Source organism: Alteromonas sp. 4NH20-0056, assembly GCF_057539655.1.
The window spans coordinates 152,963-168,963 of the sequence record NZ_BAAJLS010000003.1 but is presented as its reverse complement, the minus strand read 5'-3'; the positions used below and the strand labels follow the sequence as shown (position 1 = coordinate 168,963).

The following is a 16,001-nucleotide window of genomic DNA, read 5'->3' as shown; positions in this document are numbered from 1 at the left end:
TTAACTATGCAACAGCATGTGCTGGTTATTGAAAATAGTGATAGTAACTTAGATGTCGTGTCTAAGTTGGTTAGAAAAGCAGGACTAACGCCAGTTGGTGCGCACTCACTTACTGAAGCGCGCGCCCGTTTTTCGCAAATGGTACCCGAAACTTTTCTTTGCGCTATTGTCGCCCATCAATTGCCAGATGCTCCTCGTGGTGAAGCTATCGACTTCGCCATTGCTGCTTTTATCCCTACCATTGTTACCACGGATAACCTTGAAGCAGATACCCGTGAAAAAGTGCTTGAGAAAGATATTGTTGACTACATTCCCAAAGAAAATTCGCAATACTATGATTACCTCAGTCGGTTTCTCACTCGTTTAGAAAAGAATAAGTCGACAGGGGTTATTGTTGTCAGTACCAACAGGTCCGTTCGTAAGCACATGCTATCGCTTTTAAATCGGCATAATTTCGAGGTGTATGACTGCCTAACCGCCAGTGAAGCAATGGCCACATTGGCCGACAACAGTGATATTCGTTTAGTTATTACCGACGATGCGCTACCCGATATGTCGGGTACAGCATTTGTGTCAAATTTGCGTAAAGCATTTTCAAAAGAACAACTGGCTATCATTGGTATTGCCGGGGGCAGAGGCATGGTGATGTCTGCTCACTTTATAAAAAGTGGTGCTAATGACTTCCTTCGCCTTCCTTTTTGCCATGAAGAGTTTTTATGTCGGGTAATGCAAAACATAGAGTATATTGAAAGTGTCGAAGCCATTAGGCGTGCTGCTAATACCGATTACTTGACAGGCTTACCCAACCGTCGACATTTTTTCTATACCGTAACTGTGAAACACCAAACCTTGTCAGCACACCATGCGCTTGCGCTCATCGATCTCGACTTCTTCAAATCAGTCAATGACACCCACGGCCATGACGCTGGCGATACGGTACTTAAAACAGTCGCAGCATTGATTGAGTTTTACTTCTCCGATGAGATCATTGCACGCTTTGGTGGTGAAGAGTTTTGTATTTACCTGCCTTACACGCCAGTGGAAGAAGCCGCTGCTCGCCTTGAAGCTTTTAGAAATATCTTGGCCAATGAGATTATCCAGCTTCGCTCAGGCAACATTCACGTTACTTGTAGCATCGGGTTATGTGGTATGGAAACGCAGAATATTGACACGTTGCTGAGTGTTGCAGACAAACAGCTTTATTACGCAAAGCGTCATGGTCGAAATCAGGTGGCTTACAAAGCGGATGTATAATCCGCTTTTGCGTAAACAGAATTCGTTACGTTACTGCTTGTTGTGCTATTCGTCTCGCTTTGCGTTGCTTCTTATAGGCAATGAAAGAATCGGTAGTGAACAACAGCAGCGCAGACCATACAAATCCAAATGTAATGAGTCTCGACTCTTCTAACGGCTCGCCATACAGGTATACGGCTAAAATGAACATAAGCGTTGGCCCAATATATTGAAAGAAGCCTAACGTTGAGTACATGATACGGCGTGCCGCAGCGGTAAAACATAATAATGGGGCAGTAGTAACGACACCAGCGGCTAAAATTAATAAGTTTAACGACGCGTCATTAGTGAACATATTGCTGTATTCACCGCCAAAGAAAACCCAATAGACAATAGCTGCCGGAGACAGCAAGAGTGTTTCAATAAACAGGCCGGGCAGTGAATCTACCGCCACTTGCTTTCTAAGTAACCCATATACACTGAAACTACTGGCAAGGATAAGTGCAATCCAAGGTACTTCACCATAGTTAAAAATGAGCACCGATACGCCAAATATTGCTAATAACACGGCTACCCGCTGCATATTACGTAAGCGCTCACCTAAAAAGAGCCGCCCTAAAAATACATTTAGCAGTGGATTAATGTAATACCCTAAACTTGCATCAAGAATATGGTCGTTATTTACCGCCCATATAAATAAAAGCCAGTTCGCCCCAAGTAAAATACCGGCTAAAAATAATATCAGCATGACTTTGCGATCTTTAAGTGCCGTAAGCACTTTAGGCCACTGCTTTAATGCGGCAATTAATCCAACAAGCAATAACACAGACCACAACACGCGGTGCACGAGTATTTCAGCAGCAGGTAACACCGCGAGCTCTTTAAAATAGAGCGGCGCTATACCCCACATGGTATATGCCGCAATGGCGCACATCACACCAACTTGCGCAGCACTGACTTTATTTGTTTGCTCGGTCAACAAGGTTCTCCAAGGTAGTACGTGACATGGCTATAGTAATAATGAAACAAGTGCACACTTCATTTAAGCGTGTGCACGCTAAACGTTATGCTGGCCTTTTATAATAGAAATAATGTACCTAGACCAAGAAATGCGACGAACCCTACAATATCGGTGACCGTCGTGAGAATGACCGAGCCTGAGAGCGCTGGGTCTATCTTAAGCTTATCCAAGATAACCGGCACAAAAACCCCTGCCAGAGCAGCAGCGACAATATTCAGTAGTATCGCAAAGCAAATTACCATGCCAAGCATGGCATCGGTAAACCAGAAATAGGCAACAACACCGATAACAATGGCCCAGATGACCCCATTCACCCCACCTACTTTTAACTCTTTTACCATAAGGGCCCGAATGTTGGCACTGGTGACTTGACCAAGCGCCAAACCACGTACAATAAGTGTAAGCGTCTGGCTCCCGGCTATTCCTCCCATACTCGCTACCACCGGCATTAATACTGCTAACGCAACGACTTGTTCTAATGTGCCTTCGAACAGCCCGATAAACCACGAAGCTAAAAACGCAGTGAGCAAGTTAATACCTAACCATAACGCACGATTTCGAGCACTTTTCGCAACGGGCGAGAATAAATCTTCGTCTTCATCCATACCCGCAGATGCCATCACTTGTCGTTCGTAAAATTCATTCACCAACTCACTGGCAGAGGTGATATCTAAACGGCCTAGAAGCACATCATTTTCGTCGATAACAGGTAGCGAGGCCAACCCTGAACGCTGCACCTGAATCGATGCGGTCGTGGTTTCATCTGTACCCTGTAATGTAGTGACGCTGTCACTTTTTAAGGTACTAAGAGGCGTGTGATCAGGAGCAGAGAAAAGCGTATTTATTTTAACCAGCCCTGCAAACTGCCCAGAACGGTTGACCAAATAAATACTGTCGCAGTGCTGTGGAATATCGCGACGTAATAAGCGGAGTCCTTCACGCACCTTCGCATTCGCGGGTAACGCCAGTTGATCATGGGTAACCCAGTGTCCAACTTGGCCGTCAGGAAATTGCGTCGCGTCACGAAAGTACTTACGCTCCTGGCTATCTAGCGACTCATACGCCAAATCGACCAGCTTGGTCGGCAATGAATCAAGTAGTTCAAGTAAGTCTTCTGCGTCAATATCGGCAAAAATAGACGTCCATTCGTTATGCGGCGTCGCGTCAATAAGCAGTTCACGAGGGTCGCTACGCATTTCCACAAGCACATCTAACTTGCGGTCTCGAGCCATACCTTCCCATACGATAAGACGGCGATCGAGGGGCAGAGACTCTAATAAAGATGCTATATAGACCGTATCTTGGCCGCTCAATGCGGTAAGAATAGACGCTGGGTCATCGCCTATGCTGTCAGATACAAACTCTTCAATTAAATCAGGTAATGGCTCAGCCATGCAGCACCTCCACGTAATGTTACACTTTGCTATCCAAGCATATAAGTGCCTGTTCCAAAGGCGATATGATCACCCTTTTCGTTGTGTAATTCCATTCTACACACTACTAATTTACTTCCTTTGCGAATAACCGATGCCGTAGCAATAAAACGTGCTCCCCGACCCGGTCGCAGATAGTCTACGCGCATATCTACCGTTCCCATAGTGGGCAAACGCACTTTTAGCTCAGAAAGTTGAGATGCATCGGTATGCTTAATGGTTTCAGTTATCGCTACTAAACCGCCAATGGTATCTAGCATGGTGGCAGTAACGCCCCCGTGCAAGATACCTTTAAGCGGGTTACCGGTTAATTCTTGTTTCCAGTCTGCGTGGAGTTCAATGCCGTTATCGCCATCAACCACGTCTAATCCTAGTAAGGTATTAAATGGCATGGTGTCGTTGAATAGCCCAATGACAAATGCGGTCAGAGATGCATGGGTAAGAGGGCGCTGCTCGTCAGTATTTGTTGAATTATGGTCTGTCATAATGTGTCCTTGTTAACAGCATAGTGCTTCACATTACGTTAATTATGAGTGAGTTACCGCTTTTATTAATTATGTACAAATATTGAAACGCTGAATTTTAGTATAGTTTTTTCGATTCAGTCGTGAAGCATAAGCAAAAAACGCGTAAAATCCCCCGCCATGACAATTGCAGCAACTTCCTCACCCGACTCTGACACCGATGTTTCATCGTGCACACCTGAATCTGTCTTAAAAGATGTATTCGGTTACGATGTATTTCGTGACGGCCAGGGAGAGGTTATTCATAGCGTGTGTAAAGGCTCTGACGCTCTGGTATTGCTTCCTACCGGTGGTGGAAAGTCGCTCTGTTATCAAATACCCGCCTTGGTACGCAATGGCACTGCTGTGGTGGTATCACCGCTCATCTCTTTAATGCAAGACCAAGTAGAGCAACTGACCGCGCTTGGCGTCAGTGCAGCCTATTTGAATTCATCGCTCGATCAAGATACACAGCACAGTGTTACAGAACGTTTGCTGACGGGTAACATCGATTTACTCTATGTATCACCAGAACGCTTACTACAATTTAGCTTCCAGCAATTATTGAAGCGTATTGATATTGCCTTGTTTGCGATTGATGAAGCCCACTGTGTATCTCATTGGGGTCATGATTTCCGTCAAGATTATCGCGCACTGGGTCAGATAAAAGGTAAGTTTCCACATATTCCTGTCATTGGCCTTACTGCAACCGCCGATATTGCGACACAGGCCGATATTCTTACCCAGCTTCAGCTACAAGAGCCACTCGTCTACAAAGGGAGTTTCGATAGGCCTAATATCCGTTATCGCGTGATGTCAAAGTACAAGGCGTTTGACCAGGTGCTTGCCTATGTTAAGCAACAAGAGGGCAGTGGCATTATTTACTGCAATAGCAGGGCAAAAGTAGACGACTTACACGCCAAGCTGTTTCGTCAAGGCTTTCGTTGTGCCGCCTACCATGCGGGAATGGACGCCGACGAGCGAGAGCTGGTACAACGGCAGTTTCTTAACGACAAAATAGACATTGTTGTGGCAACCGTTGCCTTTGGTATGGGCATTAATAAGTCGAATGTGCGCTATGTAGTTCATCACGATGTTCCCCGTAGCGTAGAGAGCTATTATCAAGAGACAGGGCGTGCTGGACGAGATGGATTACCGTCAGAGGCGTTGCTGTTATTTGATGAGAAAGATGCTGCGCGCGTTAAACAATGGATTGAACAGGGCGAAATAGCAGAGCGCAATGCCATTGAGTTACAGAAATTTGCTGCTATGGAGGCGTTTTCAGAAGCCCAAACCTGCCGAAGGCAAGTGTTACTTAATTATTTCTCTCAGTTTAGTGATAGCGCCTGTGGGAATTGTGATGTTTGCTTAGACCCACCAAAAATGATTGATGGCTTAGTGATGAGCCAAAAGGTCCTGTCGTGTATTCTTCGTTTGTCTCAACAAGCATCGACGCAGTATGTCATTGATGTTATTCGCGGAAAGCAATTAAAGCGTTTGCAGGAAGCTGGACATCATCAGCTCTCTACCTATGGAATTGGCAAAGATAAATCAGACAGCTATTGGCACAACATCATCAATCAGCTTATTCATAAAGGGCTTATTCGTGTAGATATCACCGCAAACGCTGCGCTTCGGCTCACTGAGGCGGCCCGTCCTATACTTAAAAGTGACGTTGCTATTCAACTTGCTGTGCCTAGGCTCGAATTTAAACCAGATAGAAAAGCGAAACAGGCCCCGGCAAATTACGACCGAACCCTGTTCATTCGCCTTAAGCATTTACGTAAGGTATTGGCGGAAGAAAACGGTGTTCCACCTTATGTGGTATTTAGTGACGCAACCTTGGTCGACATGGCGTGCAAACTGCCTATAAATAGAAGCACTATGTTAGAGGTAAGCGGTGTAGGCCAAACCAAACTAGAGCGTTATGGTGAGGCCTTTATGCAACTTATCGACGACTATATCAACCGAGAACACTAATAAGTACATTTGGTACTAAGCGTAGGCGTACTCACCGCCCTTTTCTAACGCACGCTTATATGCTTCTCTTTCATGTACCCGCTTAACGTAGCCTTTTATCGCTGCAAAATCTTCAGCGCGACCACTTGCAACCAGCGATTCTAGCGGGAATATCATTTGCACATCAGCGCCGGTAGGTGCGTCGCCTGCAAACCAGGTATTGCTTGATAAATATGACTCGACGTATCGTAAGCTTTTTTCAAGGTTTGGTCGGTAGTAGGCATCCAAAATCCCATCGATCAGTTTATTAGTGATAGGCTTTATAAAAAACGGCTTTGACCCTTTTTGACGTGCTTTTTCAAGTACAAGGTTTGCCACTAAAGGCGGCATCAATGAACCTTCTGCAAAATGTAACCAGAACCAATACTGCTGCAGTGTTTCGCCCGTCTCTGGCATAACGAAACTCTCTTTAGCGTGGTGTTTTATCAAATACTCAATAATAGCGCCTGATTCAGCGATGGCACCATCAGGCGTGGTTAGTACAGGCGAGCGACCAAGTGGGTGCACTGCCTGCAACGCGTTTGGAGCAAGGTTAGTGTTGCTATCTCTTTGGTAATGCTCAATAGTATAATCGACCCCAAGCTCTTCGAGTAACCATAGGATCCGTTGAGAGCGAGAATTATTTAAATGATGAAGTGTTAACATACTATTCCTTGAACGCGATAATGCTAGTAATGGATTCTGGTACTAGTTATACAACACTGCGCTAGGATAAGATTAATTTTCCCGTCAAAATATCCGCGAAATTCGTTTTTTTCATTGATTCACTCCCATCAGCAAATGTTATAGGCGCGACACCTGTGACTTACCTTTCCATTTTAGGTCGTTTTTGCTACTTTCCACGGTGTGCTCTACATATAGAGCAAACTTTATATATTTGCCCCCATACCAACACAGTAAGGTGCTACGTTATCAATGACGTATTCAAATAAGATAGATAAGAGCACGATACTTAATAGTCTTGTACCGCAAGACAACGCCGTGGTCATCGCTATTGCTATGCCGTCCACGCCTTTGAAAACATCACAGCTAATTGACGCGTTTTGCACCTTTTTCAACTGTCGGGCACAACCGACTGATTGGGGAGCCGATCGTTGCCAAACGATTATCGCAGCGAAAGATGAGTCAGACGCGCTTTCCTTTTTAATGAATATTGATTGGCTATGCGACGCTATTTGGTTGGAACCTCTGGGAAATAATCAAGATATCAAAGCGCTACTTCAGTATTTAACGACAAAGAATGTGTAATGGGGTACGCATTTACTTTCTTTGTATCAAACTCTTCCGTTAGTATAGAGGCTAGAAAATAATAATAAGGTTTCAATGTTGTGACGTTATCGCGGCAAAAAGGATTATTTGCGTTATATACCCTCTTAGTAATACTAAGTGCGTTCGTGGGCATGTCGGCGCATGCGAATAACGACGCAAATACGCTTGTAATCAATGAAGCCTTTAAAACGCAAAGAATTAACGACTATGCATCGGTAACCGAAAGCCGACAATCTGCCACCTATTTTGATGTACTTAAAGGGGTCGCACGATCACCTGAAAATACAGGCAATGAGAACAACGACAACCGCATTTGGTTGTCGACTACGATTGAAAACAGTGGGTACAGCACAGTGCCACTTGTTCTCAATATTGATAGGCTCAATATTGACGACCTTCAACTCTACCTCCTAGATACTAGCTCACGTATTATCAAGTCATACCGTTATCAAGCGGGCAAAGGAGATTTTTCGCTAGCGAAACCGCTACCCACTATTCGACTACCCTTCTCGCTGAAAGCAGAAGAACAAGTACGCTTACTCGTTGGTATTGATGATGATGGTTTAAAACAGTTTCCGATATCATTGTGGCATCACACCGCGCTCGCGCAATACGATAGAAGTATGCTAGCACTGCTCGGTGTGGTGTTTGGAGTACTCTCAATTCTTGCCGGCTACTTTCTGTTGTCGTATTTATACCAACGCACGCCGGCACGCTTTTGGCTATCTATAACCAATGGTATTTTGTTTGCCTTGTTTTTCTTAGCACAAGGAGGGTTATCGACTTGGCCCTCATTGACTAATTACAGTGAAACATCTTTTGCCGTTTTGTTGGGGCTCACGTTTTTATCACTTGGTAAAGTTACGCATAATTTATTTCCCCACGTCCCGCTTATACTTCGCAGTGTGACCTTTTTACTTCCCGTTGCGATGATCTTTGTCGCGTTAAGCGGTAGCGCGTTTCACGCCGTAAAAACGCTGTTTCTTTTTACTGCCATCATTGGTGTATATCACATCCTTCTAGCATTTGTATTTCGACGCAAAGCGTCATTGGCCTTAAGCCGCATTTTCATCGTAGCGTGGCTTAGCTTCTTTTGTGTGTACGCTATTTTTACCCAAACGATATTTGCAAATTTGGTTTATACGGAATTCGTCGTATCTGCCTTGATCGTCACACTAACACTTGGGCTTTTATGTCTTGGCTTTAGTGTTGAACTTAAAGAGCGGAGCCACAACAAACAGCAGCTCTCTGAGCGTGAAGCCACCATTTCAAACTTAAGCCATTTTTACGATTTGTTTCGCAATTCTGCAGAGGGGCTTTATACATCGACCGTTGAAGGGCAGCTTAAGACTGTTAATACTGCGATGTGTGCAGTATTTGGCTATGACGACGAAGAAACCATGCTGCAAGGCGTAACAAGCACTATCGAGTTTTATGACAACGTCGACGACCGCGCCGCACTCTTAGGCATACTGCTTAGCGAAGGGCAAGTAATAGGAAGAGAAATTAAAGGTAAACGTTCAAACGGAGAATCGTTTTGGTTTTCGATTTCATGCCAAGTGAGAGGCGAAGGCGACGACAGATTTTTATATGGTTCGATTATCGACATCACTGAGCGTAAACAGTCAAACCTTAGCCTTGAGTATATGGCCACGCATGACTCGCTAACCGGTGTGTATAATCGCAGGTTTTTTGAGACCACGCTAAAAAATAGACTTGCCGAGCATGCAGCCACCCCTGTGGTTATTTTATACCTTGATTTAGACCGGTTTAAAATAATAAACGACACTTGTGGACATAAAGCAGGTGACGCACTTATCAAAGAAATTTCGCAACTTCTCGACAAGAGTTTGCCAGACAATGCAACCTTATCACGCCTTGGGGGTGATGAGTTTGGGGTTATTGTTGAACATTGTGACGAAGAGACAGCTTACCGCCATGCAGTGAACATACTTAATGCTGTGAGAGACTTCCGCTTTATGTGGGAAAATCGCATTTTCAATCTTGGAGTGAGTATTGGGCTTGCGATATGTGACGACTCTGCACTTACCCCTGATCAGTATCTGAGCATGGCAGATGCAGCCTGTTATTTTGCCAAAGAACAAGGACGAAATCAGGTACATTGTTACAGTAAACACAACGCAGGCATGCAACGTTATCAATATGAATTAGACTGGGTAACCACGATTAATCAAGCGCTAGAAGAAGAGCGATTCCTGCTTTACTATCAACCGCTCCGCCCTTTGTCGCGTCAAAATGACGGCCATTATTATGAAATTTTATTACGGCTGCAGCAAAAAGACGGCAATATTATAGAGCCCACTGCATTTTTACCCACCGCAGAACGGTTCGAGATGAACGTCAAAATAGATAAGTGGGTGATATCGTCAACGTTTGCTTACCTCAGTGCCAACCCAGAGCATTTAGCACAACTCAAAAAGTGCAGTATTAATCTAAATTGCCACTCACTGGCTGATCGCGATTTTAAACTTTACGTATTAAATGCATTTGAACAATACCGTATTCCGTTCGAAAAAATATGTTTTGAAGTAATTGAGTCGGTAGCCATTATCAAAATGGATGACACCATTGATTTCATGCGCGCATTCAATGAATTGGGCTGTACGTTTGCCCTAGACGATTTTGGAAGTGGGTTTTCATCTTATAGCTATTTGAAAAGCCTGCCGGTCTCTCAAGTAAAAATAGACGGTAGCTTTATAAAAGACATGCTTATTGATCCTATTGATGCCGCGATGGTGGCCTCTATAAAAGAAGTCGCAAGGGCGATGGGCATGCTAACAGTAGGCGAATTCGTTGAAAATGAAGCGACAATGGTAGAGCTAGGAAAAATGGGTATCGACTTTGCGCAAGGTTTTGGGGTGAAACCGCCCGCCCCGCTCAAAGAATTTGTTCCCTTGTGAACACAGCTTGTAACGTAGTCTTTATCACACTACGAATGTGCTACTATTAACGAGTGAGATAATGTAACATTATCACATTAATAAATGGGGAGATGAACCTGTCTCAGCCCCTTGTAAAAGGCAAGAACACCCCCACTTTACGCTTAACGTCCCGGGTGTAGAAGTAACATGAGCAGCAAACAGCCTAAATACGAATTTGTCAGTTCAGCTAAATTGCCAACACGCATTGGTGATTTCAAGATCCATGGTTTCGTGGAAGCCAGTGGGCAGGAGCATGTCGCTCTGTCTTACGGTGACTGGAAAGAAGATGACATAGTACCAATAAGAATTCATTCTGAATGCCTTACCGGCGATGCATTGTTTAGCACACGTTGTGACTGTGGATTTCAGCTTGAAAAAGCCATGCAAAATATTGTTGATAAAGGATTTGGCGTATTGCTTTATCTTCGTCAGGAAGGCCGTGGCATAGGCCTACTTAACAAAATCCGAGCCTACAACCTTCAAGATAGCGGTATGGACACGGTCGAGGCAAACGAACACCTTGGGTTCGATGCCGATTTGCGCAGCTATGATATCTGTAAGCTTATGCTTGATACGCTTAATGTAAAGCATGTTGAATTAATGACCAACAATCCAAAGAAAATGGCTGCTTTGCAAGCGCTTGATATCGACGTGGTATCAAGAAGGCCTATCGACCACGGCCTCACTAAAGATAATAAGCACTATCTTAAAACGAAAACAGAAAAATTGGGTCACGCTTTCGACCCGCATATTTTCAAATAACTCCCTGTTATAAAGTTAATACCTAGGCTGGACAATATATTCAGTTTGGTTCAGCTTAGGTTAATACACTTCACGTTATATTTCATACAGACTTTGTGACATTGCCCGCTTTCGAACGTTATCGATAAGCATAGCAATGTAAGGAGAACGTATGAAAAACATAACGATAGCGGTAGTACTCGCACTCGGTGCTTCGGGCATTGCACTTCCAGTAAGCGCACAAACAACGCCACCTCCTGTGACCAACGTGCAGAACATCACTTACAGCGATGCTGAGCTTGATAGCTTACTTGCTCCTATTGCCTTGTATCCTGATACATTGCTGACGCATATTTTGGTAGCCACCACCTATCCACTTGATGTTGTGTCAGCTGACAGATGGCGTCAAAGTAATAAAGACTTAAGCCCAGACCAAGTTGAACAACTTCTAGAGCCCGTTGATTGGGATCCCAGTGTAAAAGCACTCGTGCCTTTTACCGATGTTCTGAACACTATTGCCGAAGATCTTAACTGGCTCCAACAACTCGGTGACAATGTATTGATCAACCAGTCTCGTGTACTTGCTCGCGTACAAGTATTGCGCCAACTCGCCATGAATACTGGGAACTTACAATCGAACGACTACCTTGAAGTAGAGCGAGAGAAAGAGGTCGTTTATATTGCGCCTCGCCAACGCGAGGTGGTTTATGTTCCCTATTATGACCCCGTTACCGTTTATGGTCACTGGTGGCATCCAATCGCCCCCGTTCGTTGGAATCACCATGTAAGTTACCATCGCACAGGCAATTTTTATTGGGGTCCTAGTATTCGTCTGTCTACCTTTTTCTATTTCGGCGGTATTCATTGGTCAAACAGACATGTGGTCATTCACCGCACGCCCGTTACGCGCTACTTTCGCGGCAGCCAGCGTAAACGTGTAATTAGCAACGGTTATCAGCGCTGGGAGCACCGTCAAGATCACCGCAGAGCAAAATACTCTGAGCGTGTTGTACGAAGTGCACCTGCTGTATACCAGCATCGCGAACAGCCGGTATCAAGAAACTACGTACCAAAAAATACGAATACACGTGGGGTGACAAATAAATACGCCCACGCACAGCGCGTGACAGAAAATAGGGTAAGTAAACATCGCGAAAATACGCCAGTGCAAGACACCAAGTCTCAGTGGTTGCATCGAACCGCGAAAGCGCAGACGCCCATTAATCGTGAGCAAACAATTAAAAACGGTTTACGAACTCAGTCACAAAAACCCGCGAGGTATACTGAAAGGCAACTGCCTGCAAAGGTAAAAGATACAACACGTAAAGTAGATAGAGGAGAATCAATTCGCGATGAATTACGCAGCAACAAACAGCAAGTTGCACGCTATTCAGAGCCTAGACAGGTGAGCCCTTCAACGCATACGCAGCAAACAGTGCAACAAAAAGTGCAGCGACAAGGAAGGGATGTGAGCAGCGTTAAACGCAGCCAACCCACAGGAAAAGAACGGCCTGTAAACGTGCAGAGGCCGGTAACGCAAAAACGCAATTATGAGGTCGCACGACAAGAAAAACGAACCGCGCCACAGACACGCAGTAGGCCTCAACGAAATGAGAGCCGCCCGGAAAAACGAGAGCGTTAGTCGCCATTTAGCACAGACTCAAAGGGCCTAATTTAATCATTAGGCCCTTTTTTTAACTGCGCTTTTCACATAACTTATTGTTTCGTGGCTTGCAGCGACGAGTGATAGCGTAGCATTGCAGAAACGAAGCGCTGACATGACCCCTCATCTAAATTGAAATACAGCGAAGGCTCAATCAACTCAAGCTCCATGATGGCCCATGAACCTGACAGGTCAATAAGGTCAACCCGGGCATAGAGCGCCGGCGCCGGCATACTCGCAAGGGCCATCTCAGCCACTTTGCATTGCTCTGCGGTCGGTGTAACCAATTTAAGCCGCCCGCCATGCTCTTCTTGGACACGAAAATCACCTTCTGCCGGTGTTTTCAAGATAGCGTGACTAAGGACACCGCCAAAATAAAATAAAGAGTACTCTCCTTCTTCAACCACGCTTGGTAGAAAAGGTTGAATCATAAACGGACGCGAATTGAAGGCTTGTGACAATACCTTTATATGCGTATCGATGTTCGCTGGCGTAACTTTAAAAGTATCGTCTGCATTAGCGCTAAGCACGGGTTTCACGATTAACTTATCACTTTTCAGTAAATCAAACTGTTCGCTTAAGGCATCTTCATTAAACACCGACTGCCAACATGTCGGTACGGTTAAGCACCCTTTTTCAGCAAGGTCTTGAAGATAGAATTTTTCAATATTCCACTGCATCAATGATAGTGGATTTAATAACGTGGTTGATGCGGCATCAATCTGTGCCAGTACAGTCAAAAAAGCACTTGGAAACTGCTGATAGTCCCACGTGCTGCGAACTACGACGTAATCATATTGTGACCAATCATGATTTTTAACATGCCAAGAGACGGTGGTAACACGCCAGCCTTTAGCATTGAAAAACGGAATAAGCAGCTCGTCATAAACAAAAAACGCTTCCAAATTATCAGTGGAAAGAAACGCCACATGGCACATTAGTAAATACTCCTTAATATCATTCACGTTTGGCAGATAGGAGCCGATATCCCTATTACAGCACCCTTTTGATTTTAGGGTAAGACTATCAATTAGTGTGTGGTTAGACCAAAGTTAAATGGCTGAAATAGCAATTAACGCTTAAAATACATAGTATTAGCAGACCAACTGCTTTTCGCCTACACTCAGTACATGGCGCACTTTCGCTGGAGACAAATATGCACTACCCATGGCATCTCGAAGGACATAAGATTTTTCGCGTAGCTTTGCTGATTCAGTTAGTGATTTCGGTCGCAATTGGTATGATCACAGGCGAACTTCTTGTCGCTTTTGTTTTTGGCATTCCAATCGCTGCCATTCCGCTTATTTTAAGCTTTCAGCAACCCTACGCTGCAATAAGTAGGCACGCGATGGCCATCGGGGTACAGCTGCTAACGGCACTTCATATTCACCAATCGTTCGGCCTTATCGAAATACATTTTGAAATTTTTGTACTGCTTGCTTTCTTATCCTGTTTTAGAGATTGGAAGGTGATAGCAACCGGTACTGCTGTAGTGGCAGTCCACCATATCAGTTTCTTCTTGCTACAGTCGCAAGGTGCCTCAGTCATGATTTTTGAGGAAGGTCACGTTACTTTCTCGATGTTGTTGCTTCACGCCGTGTTCGCTGTCGCTGAAGGCGGCGTACTAATGTATATGGCAAAACAAGCCCATGAAGAAGGTGCAGGCGCTGCTCAGCTTCGCCTTATTATAGAGAAGATGCAGCGCAACGACGGGCAATTAGATTTAACCGTAGAGATTGACCGTAACAGTGAAACGGTGAAGCCGTTCGGTTTATTAATCGACCAAGTGAAGGAGCTAATAGCACTTGCTTCATCGTTAACCGACGATGTCGTGCGTGGCTGTGAAAAAATGGAAAGTGCGGCCACAAATATGTTCAAAATCAGTAAAGACACTGATCAAGAGCTTGCCATGGTCTCTGCTTCTTCTGAAGAAATTGCCCAAACCATGCAGTTATCAACAGAGCAAACCACCATTGCCAGCGACAAGGCAACTGCCGCGCAGTCATCCTCTGAAAAAACCAGAGAGTCTATCTCTAGCACTAGCCAAACCATTAATTCATTGCGTAGTACGCTAAACAATGCCGCTAAAACCAATGAGGCGTTGAACGAGCAATGTTCACATATCTCTGAAGCGATGCGCTCTATTACCGCTGTTGCAGAACAAACCAACTTACTAGCACTGAACGCGGCAATAGAATCGGCTCGCGCAGGTGAACACGGTAGAGGGTTTGCTGTTGTTGCGGATGAAGTACGAACACTTGCTATACGTTCAAAAGAGAGTGCCGACCAAATCTCCACCATTACTGAGCAACTTGTCAATCAAACGGCAAGCTCGGTCACGCAAATGCAAACCTGCATTGAACTTGTCGATAAAGCGGTAGGCTCGTCCGAAACGGCGACAGAGGCAATGACAAGCATCATGGAGCAAATACGCTTTGCAAGCGAGAGCATGACTGAAATTGCCACATCAGCGGTTGAACAAGAGACTGCCTCTGCATCGATTGCTGCAAGTACGTCGCGCTTAAGTGAATTTACGTCACAAGAACTTGCCACCGCTGAAGCACTGGCGAGCGAAGTCGACGTACTTACCGATATTTCACAGAAAATGCGACAAGCCATCGAACGATTTAAGGTGTAATGTCTACACGATTAAGTTGGGTGCTTTTGATTGTATGGGCGGTAACATTGCTTGCCGCCATGCTTGCTTATGGGCAACGGCAGCTTTCTGTATTCGACCCCGAAGGCAGTCTATTATACGCTTCAACTTACCCTGACTTTGACCATCGCGTTGTCTCACTGCTACGTAATCACGGCATCACCGGAGCAAGCATTGTTCATGTAGGTACACAATCTCAATGCTACTGCGAATGGTTGACGACTGCGCACCAAACGCAACTTTCTAATAGACTAGACAGCGCACAATATCGTATTGCACAAGTGACTATTGAAACGTTACCAGCGTTACAACAATTACTGCCATCAATACCTGCGTTAATCGTTATTGACGATAACAATCAGCTGCGTTATTTAGGCCCATATTCGACAGGGTATGGCTGTTTTACTGGTAAAACGTTGGTAGAAGAAATTGCCGCGTACACCACACAGCGACCTTACACGGGCGCGGTTATCAACACCGACGCAGAAGGGTGTTTTTGTCCTTCATCGACGTAAGCCATT

At 44.9% G+C, this 16,001-nt stretch carries 13 protein-coding genes; 8 read left to right on the top strand and 5 right to left on the bottom strand.

Translation table 11 applies throughout. The features are described from left to right. Positions 1–6: 6 nt before the first annotated feature. Positions 7–1,254, top strand: coding sequence for a GGDEF domain-containing response regulator (locus tag AC27EZ_RS06890; protein ID WP_487134633.1), 1,248 nt, complete (start codon positions 7–9; stop codon positions 1,252–1,254). A gap of 25 nt (positions 1,255–1,279) precedes the next feature. On the opposite strand, the gene rarD is transcribed toward AC27EZ_RS06890, so the two are convergent. From rarD to AC27EZ_RS06875, 3 genes are all read right to left on the bottom strand, one after another. Further along, the gene (rarD, locus tag AC27EZ_RS06885; protein WP_487134935.1) at positions 1,280–2,167 is read right to left on the bottom strand and encodes an EamA family transporter RarD; all 888 of its coding nucleotides are present in this window, start codon (positions 2,165–2,167) and stop codon (positions 1,280–1,282) included. Between the two features lie 143 nt (positions 2,168–2,310). Beyond that, positions 2,311–3,648, bottom strand: a complete 1,338-nt coding sequence (locus AC27EZ_RS06880; RefSeq protein WP_487134632.1) for a magnesium transporter — start codon at positions 3,646–3,648, stop codon at positions 2,311–2,313. Between the two features lie 29 nt (positions 3,649–3,677). Next, entirely contained in the window at positions 3,678–4,172 is a 495-nt protein-coding gene (locus tag AC27EZ_RS06875) for a thioesterase family protein (protein ID WP_487134631.1), read from the bottom strand. 159 nt (positions 4,173–4,331) lie between these two features. Here AC27EZ_RS06875 and recQ point away from each other — a divergent pair, with 159 nt between their 5' ends. Then, the gene (recQ, locus tag AC27EZ_RS06870) at positions 4,332–6,170 is read left to right on the top strand and encodes a DNA helicase RecQ (protein WP_487134630.1); all 1,839 of its coding nucleotides are present in this window, start codon (positions 4,332–4,334) and stop codon (positions 6,168–6,170) included. 15 nt (positions 6,171–6,185) lie between these two features. On the opposite strand, the gene AC27EZ_RS06865 is transcribed toward recQ, so the two are convergent. Beyond that, a complete protein-coding gene (locus tag AC27EZ_RS06865; protein ID WP_487134629.1) occupies positions 6,186–6,854 on the bottom strand; it encodes a glutathione S-transferase family protein in 669 nt (222 codons plus the stop codon). Between the two features lie 270 nt (positions 6,855–7,124). Here AC27EZ_RS06865 and AC27EZ_RS06860 point away from each other — a divergent pair, with 270 nt between their 5' ends. From AC27EZ_RS06860 to AC27EZ_RS06845, 4 genes are all read left to right on the top strand, one after another. Next, positions 7,125–7,457, top strand: coding sequence for a hypothetical protein (locus AC27EZ_RS06860; RefSeq protein ID WP_487134628.1), 333 nt, complete (start codon positions 7,125–7,127; stop codon positions 7,455–7,457). Between the two features lie 152 nt (positions 7,458–7,609). Continuing rightward, entirely contained in the window at positions 7,610–10,399 is a 2,790-nt protein-coding gene (locus AC27EZ_RS06855; protein WP_487134627.1) for a putative bifunctional diguanylate cyclase/phosphodiesterase, read from the top strand. A gap of 168 nt (positions 10,400–10,567) precedes the next feature. Then, on the top strand, positions 10,568–11,182 hold the full coding sequence (gene ribA / locus AC27EZ_RS06850; protein ID WP_487134626.1) for a GTP cyclohydrolase II: 615 nt from the start codon (positions 10,568–10,570) through the stop codon (positions 11,180–11,182). 151 nt (positions 11,183–11,333) lie between these two features. Continuing rightward, entirely contained in the window at positions 11,334–12,803 is a 1,470-nt protein-coding gene (locus AC27EZ_RS06845; protein ID WP_487134625.1) for a DUF3300 domain-containing protein, read from the top strand. Positions 12,804–12,877: 74 nt separating this feature from the next. On the opposite strand, the gene AC27EZ_RS06840 is transcribed toward AC27EZ_RS06845, so the two are convergent. Further along, positions 12,878–13,762 (bottom strand): ATP-grasp domain-containing protein, encoded by an 885-nt coding sequence (locus AC27EZ_RS06840; protein WP_487134624.1) that lies wholly within the window; start codon positions 13,760–13,762, stop codon positions 12,878–12,880. A gap of 218 nt (positions 13,763–13,980) precedes the next feature. Here AC27EZ_RS06840 and AC27EZ_RS06835 point away from each other — a divergent pair, with 218 nt between their 5' ends. Both AC27EZ_RS06835 and AC27EZ_RS06830 read left to right on the top strand, forming a co-directional pair. Continuing rightward, on the top strand, positions 13,981–15,462 hold the full coding sequence (locus AC27EZ_RS06835; RefSeq protein ID WP_487134623.1) for a methyl-accepting chemotaxis protein: 1,482 nt from the start codon (positions 13,981–13,983) through the stop codon (positions 15,460–15,462). After that, on the top strand, positions 15,462–15,995 hold the full coding sequence (locus AC27EZ_RS06830; protein WP_487134622.1) for a DUF6436 domain-containing protein: 534 nt from the start codon (positions 15,462–15,464) through the stop codon (positions 15,993–15,995). The genes AC27EZ_RS06835 and AC27EZ_RS06830 overlap by 1 nt, the downstream gene beginning before the upstream one ends. Positions 15,996–16,001 lie beyond the last annotated feature (6 nt).

Bases quoted from the DNA above. Each gene is read 5' to 3' on its own strand.
- AC27EZ_RS06890 (WP_487134633.1), top strand. From the start codon at position 7: ATGCAACAGCATGTGCTGGTTATTGAAAATAGTGATAGTAACTTAGAT.
- rarD (WP_487134935.1), bottom strand. From the start codon at position 2,167: ATGTGCGCCATTGCGGCATATACCATGTGGGGTATAGCGCCGCTCTAT.
- AC27EZ_RS06880 (WP_487134632.1), bottom strand. From the start codon at position 3,648: ATGGCTGAGCCATTACCTGATTTAATTGAAGAGTTTGTATCTGACAGC.
- AC27EZ_RS06875 (WP_487134631.1), bottom strand. From the start codon at position 4,172: ATGACAGACCATAATTCAACAAATACTGACGAGCAGCGCCCTCTTACC.
- recQ (WP_487134630.1), top strand. From the start codon at position 4,332: ATGACAATTGCAGCAACTTCCTCACCCGACTCTGACACCGATGTTTCA.
- AC27EZ_RS06865 (WP_487134629.1), bottom strand. From the start codon at position 6,854: ATGTTAACACTTCATCATTTAAATAATTCTCGCTCTCAACGGATCCTA.
- AC27EZ_RS06860 (WP_487134628.1), top strand. From the start codon at position 7,125: ATGACGTATTCAAATAAGATAGATAAGAGCACGATACTTAATAGTCTT.
- AC27EZ_RS06855 (WP_487134627.1), top strand. From the start codon at position 7,610: ATGTCGGCGCATGCGAATAACGACGCAAATACGCTTGTAATCAATGAA.
- ribA (WP_487134626.1), top strand. From the start codon at position 10,568: ATGAGCAGCAAACAGCCTAAATACGAATTTGTCAGTTCAGCTAAATTG.
- AC27EZ_RS06845 (WP_487134625.1), top strand. From the start codon at position 11,334: ATGAAAAACATAACGATAGCGGTAGTACTCGCACTCGGTGCTTCGGGC.
- AC27EZ_RS06840 (WP_487134624.1), bottom strand. From the start codon at position 13,762: ATGTGCCATGTGGCGTTTCTTTCCACTGATAATTTGGAAGCGTTTTTT.
- AC27EZ_RS06835 (WP_487134623.1), top strand. From the start codon at position 13,981: ATGCACTACCCATGGCATCTCGAAGGACATAAGATTTTTCGCGTAGCT.
- AC27EZ_RS06830 (WP_487134622.1), top strand. From the start codon at position 15,462: ATGTCTACACGATTAAGTTGGGTGCTTTTGATTGTATGGGCGGTAACA.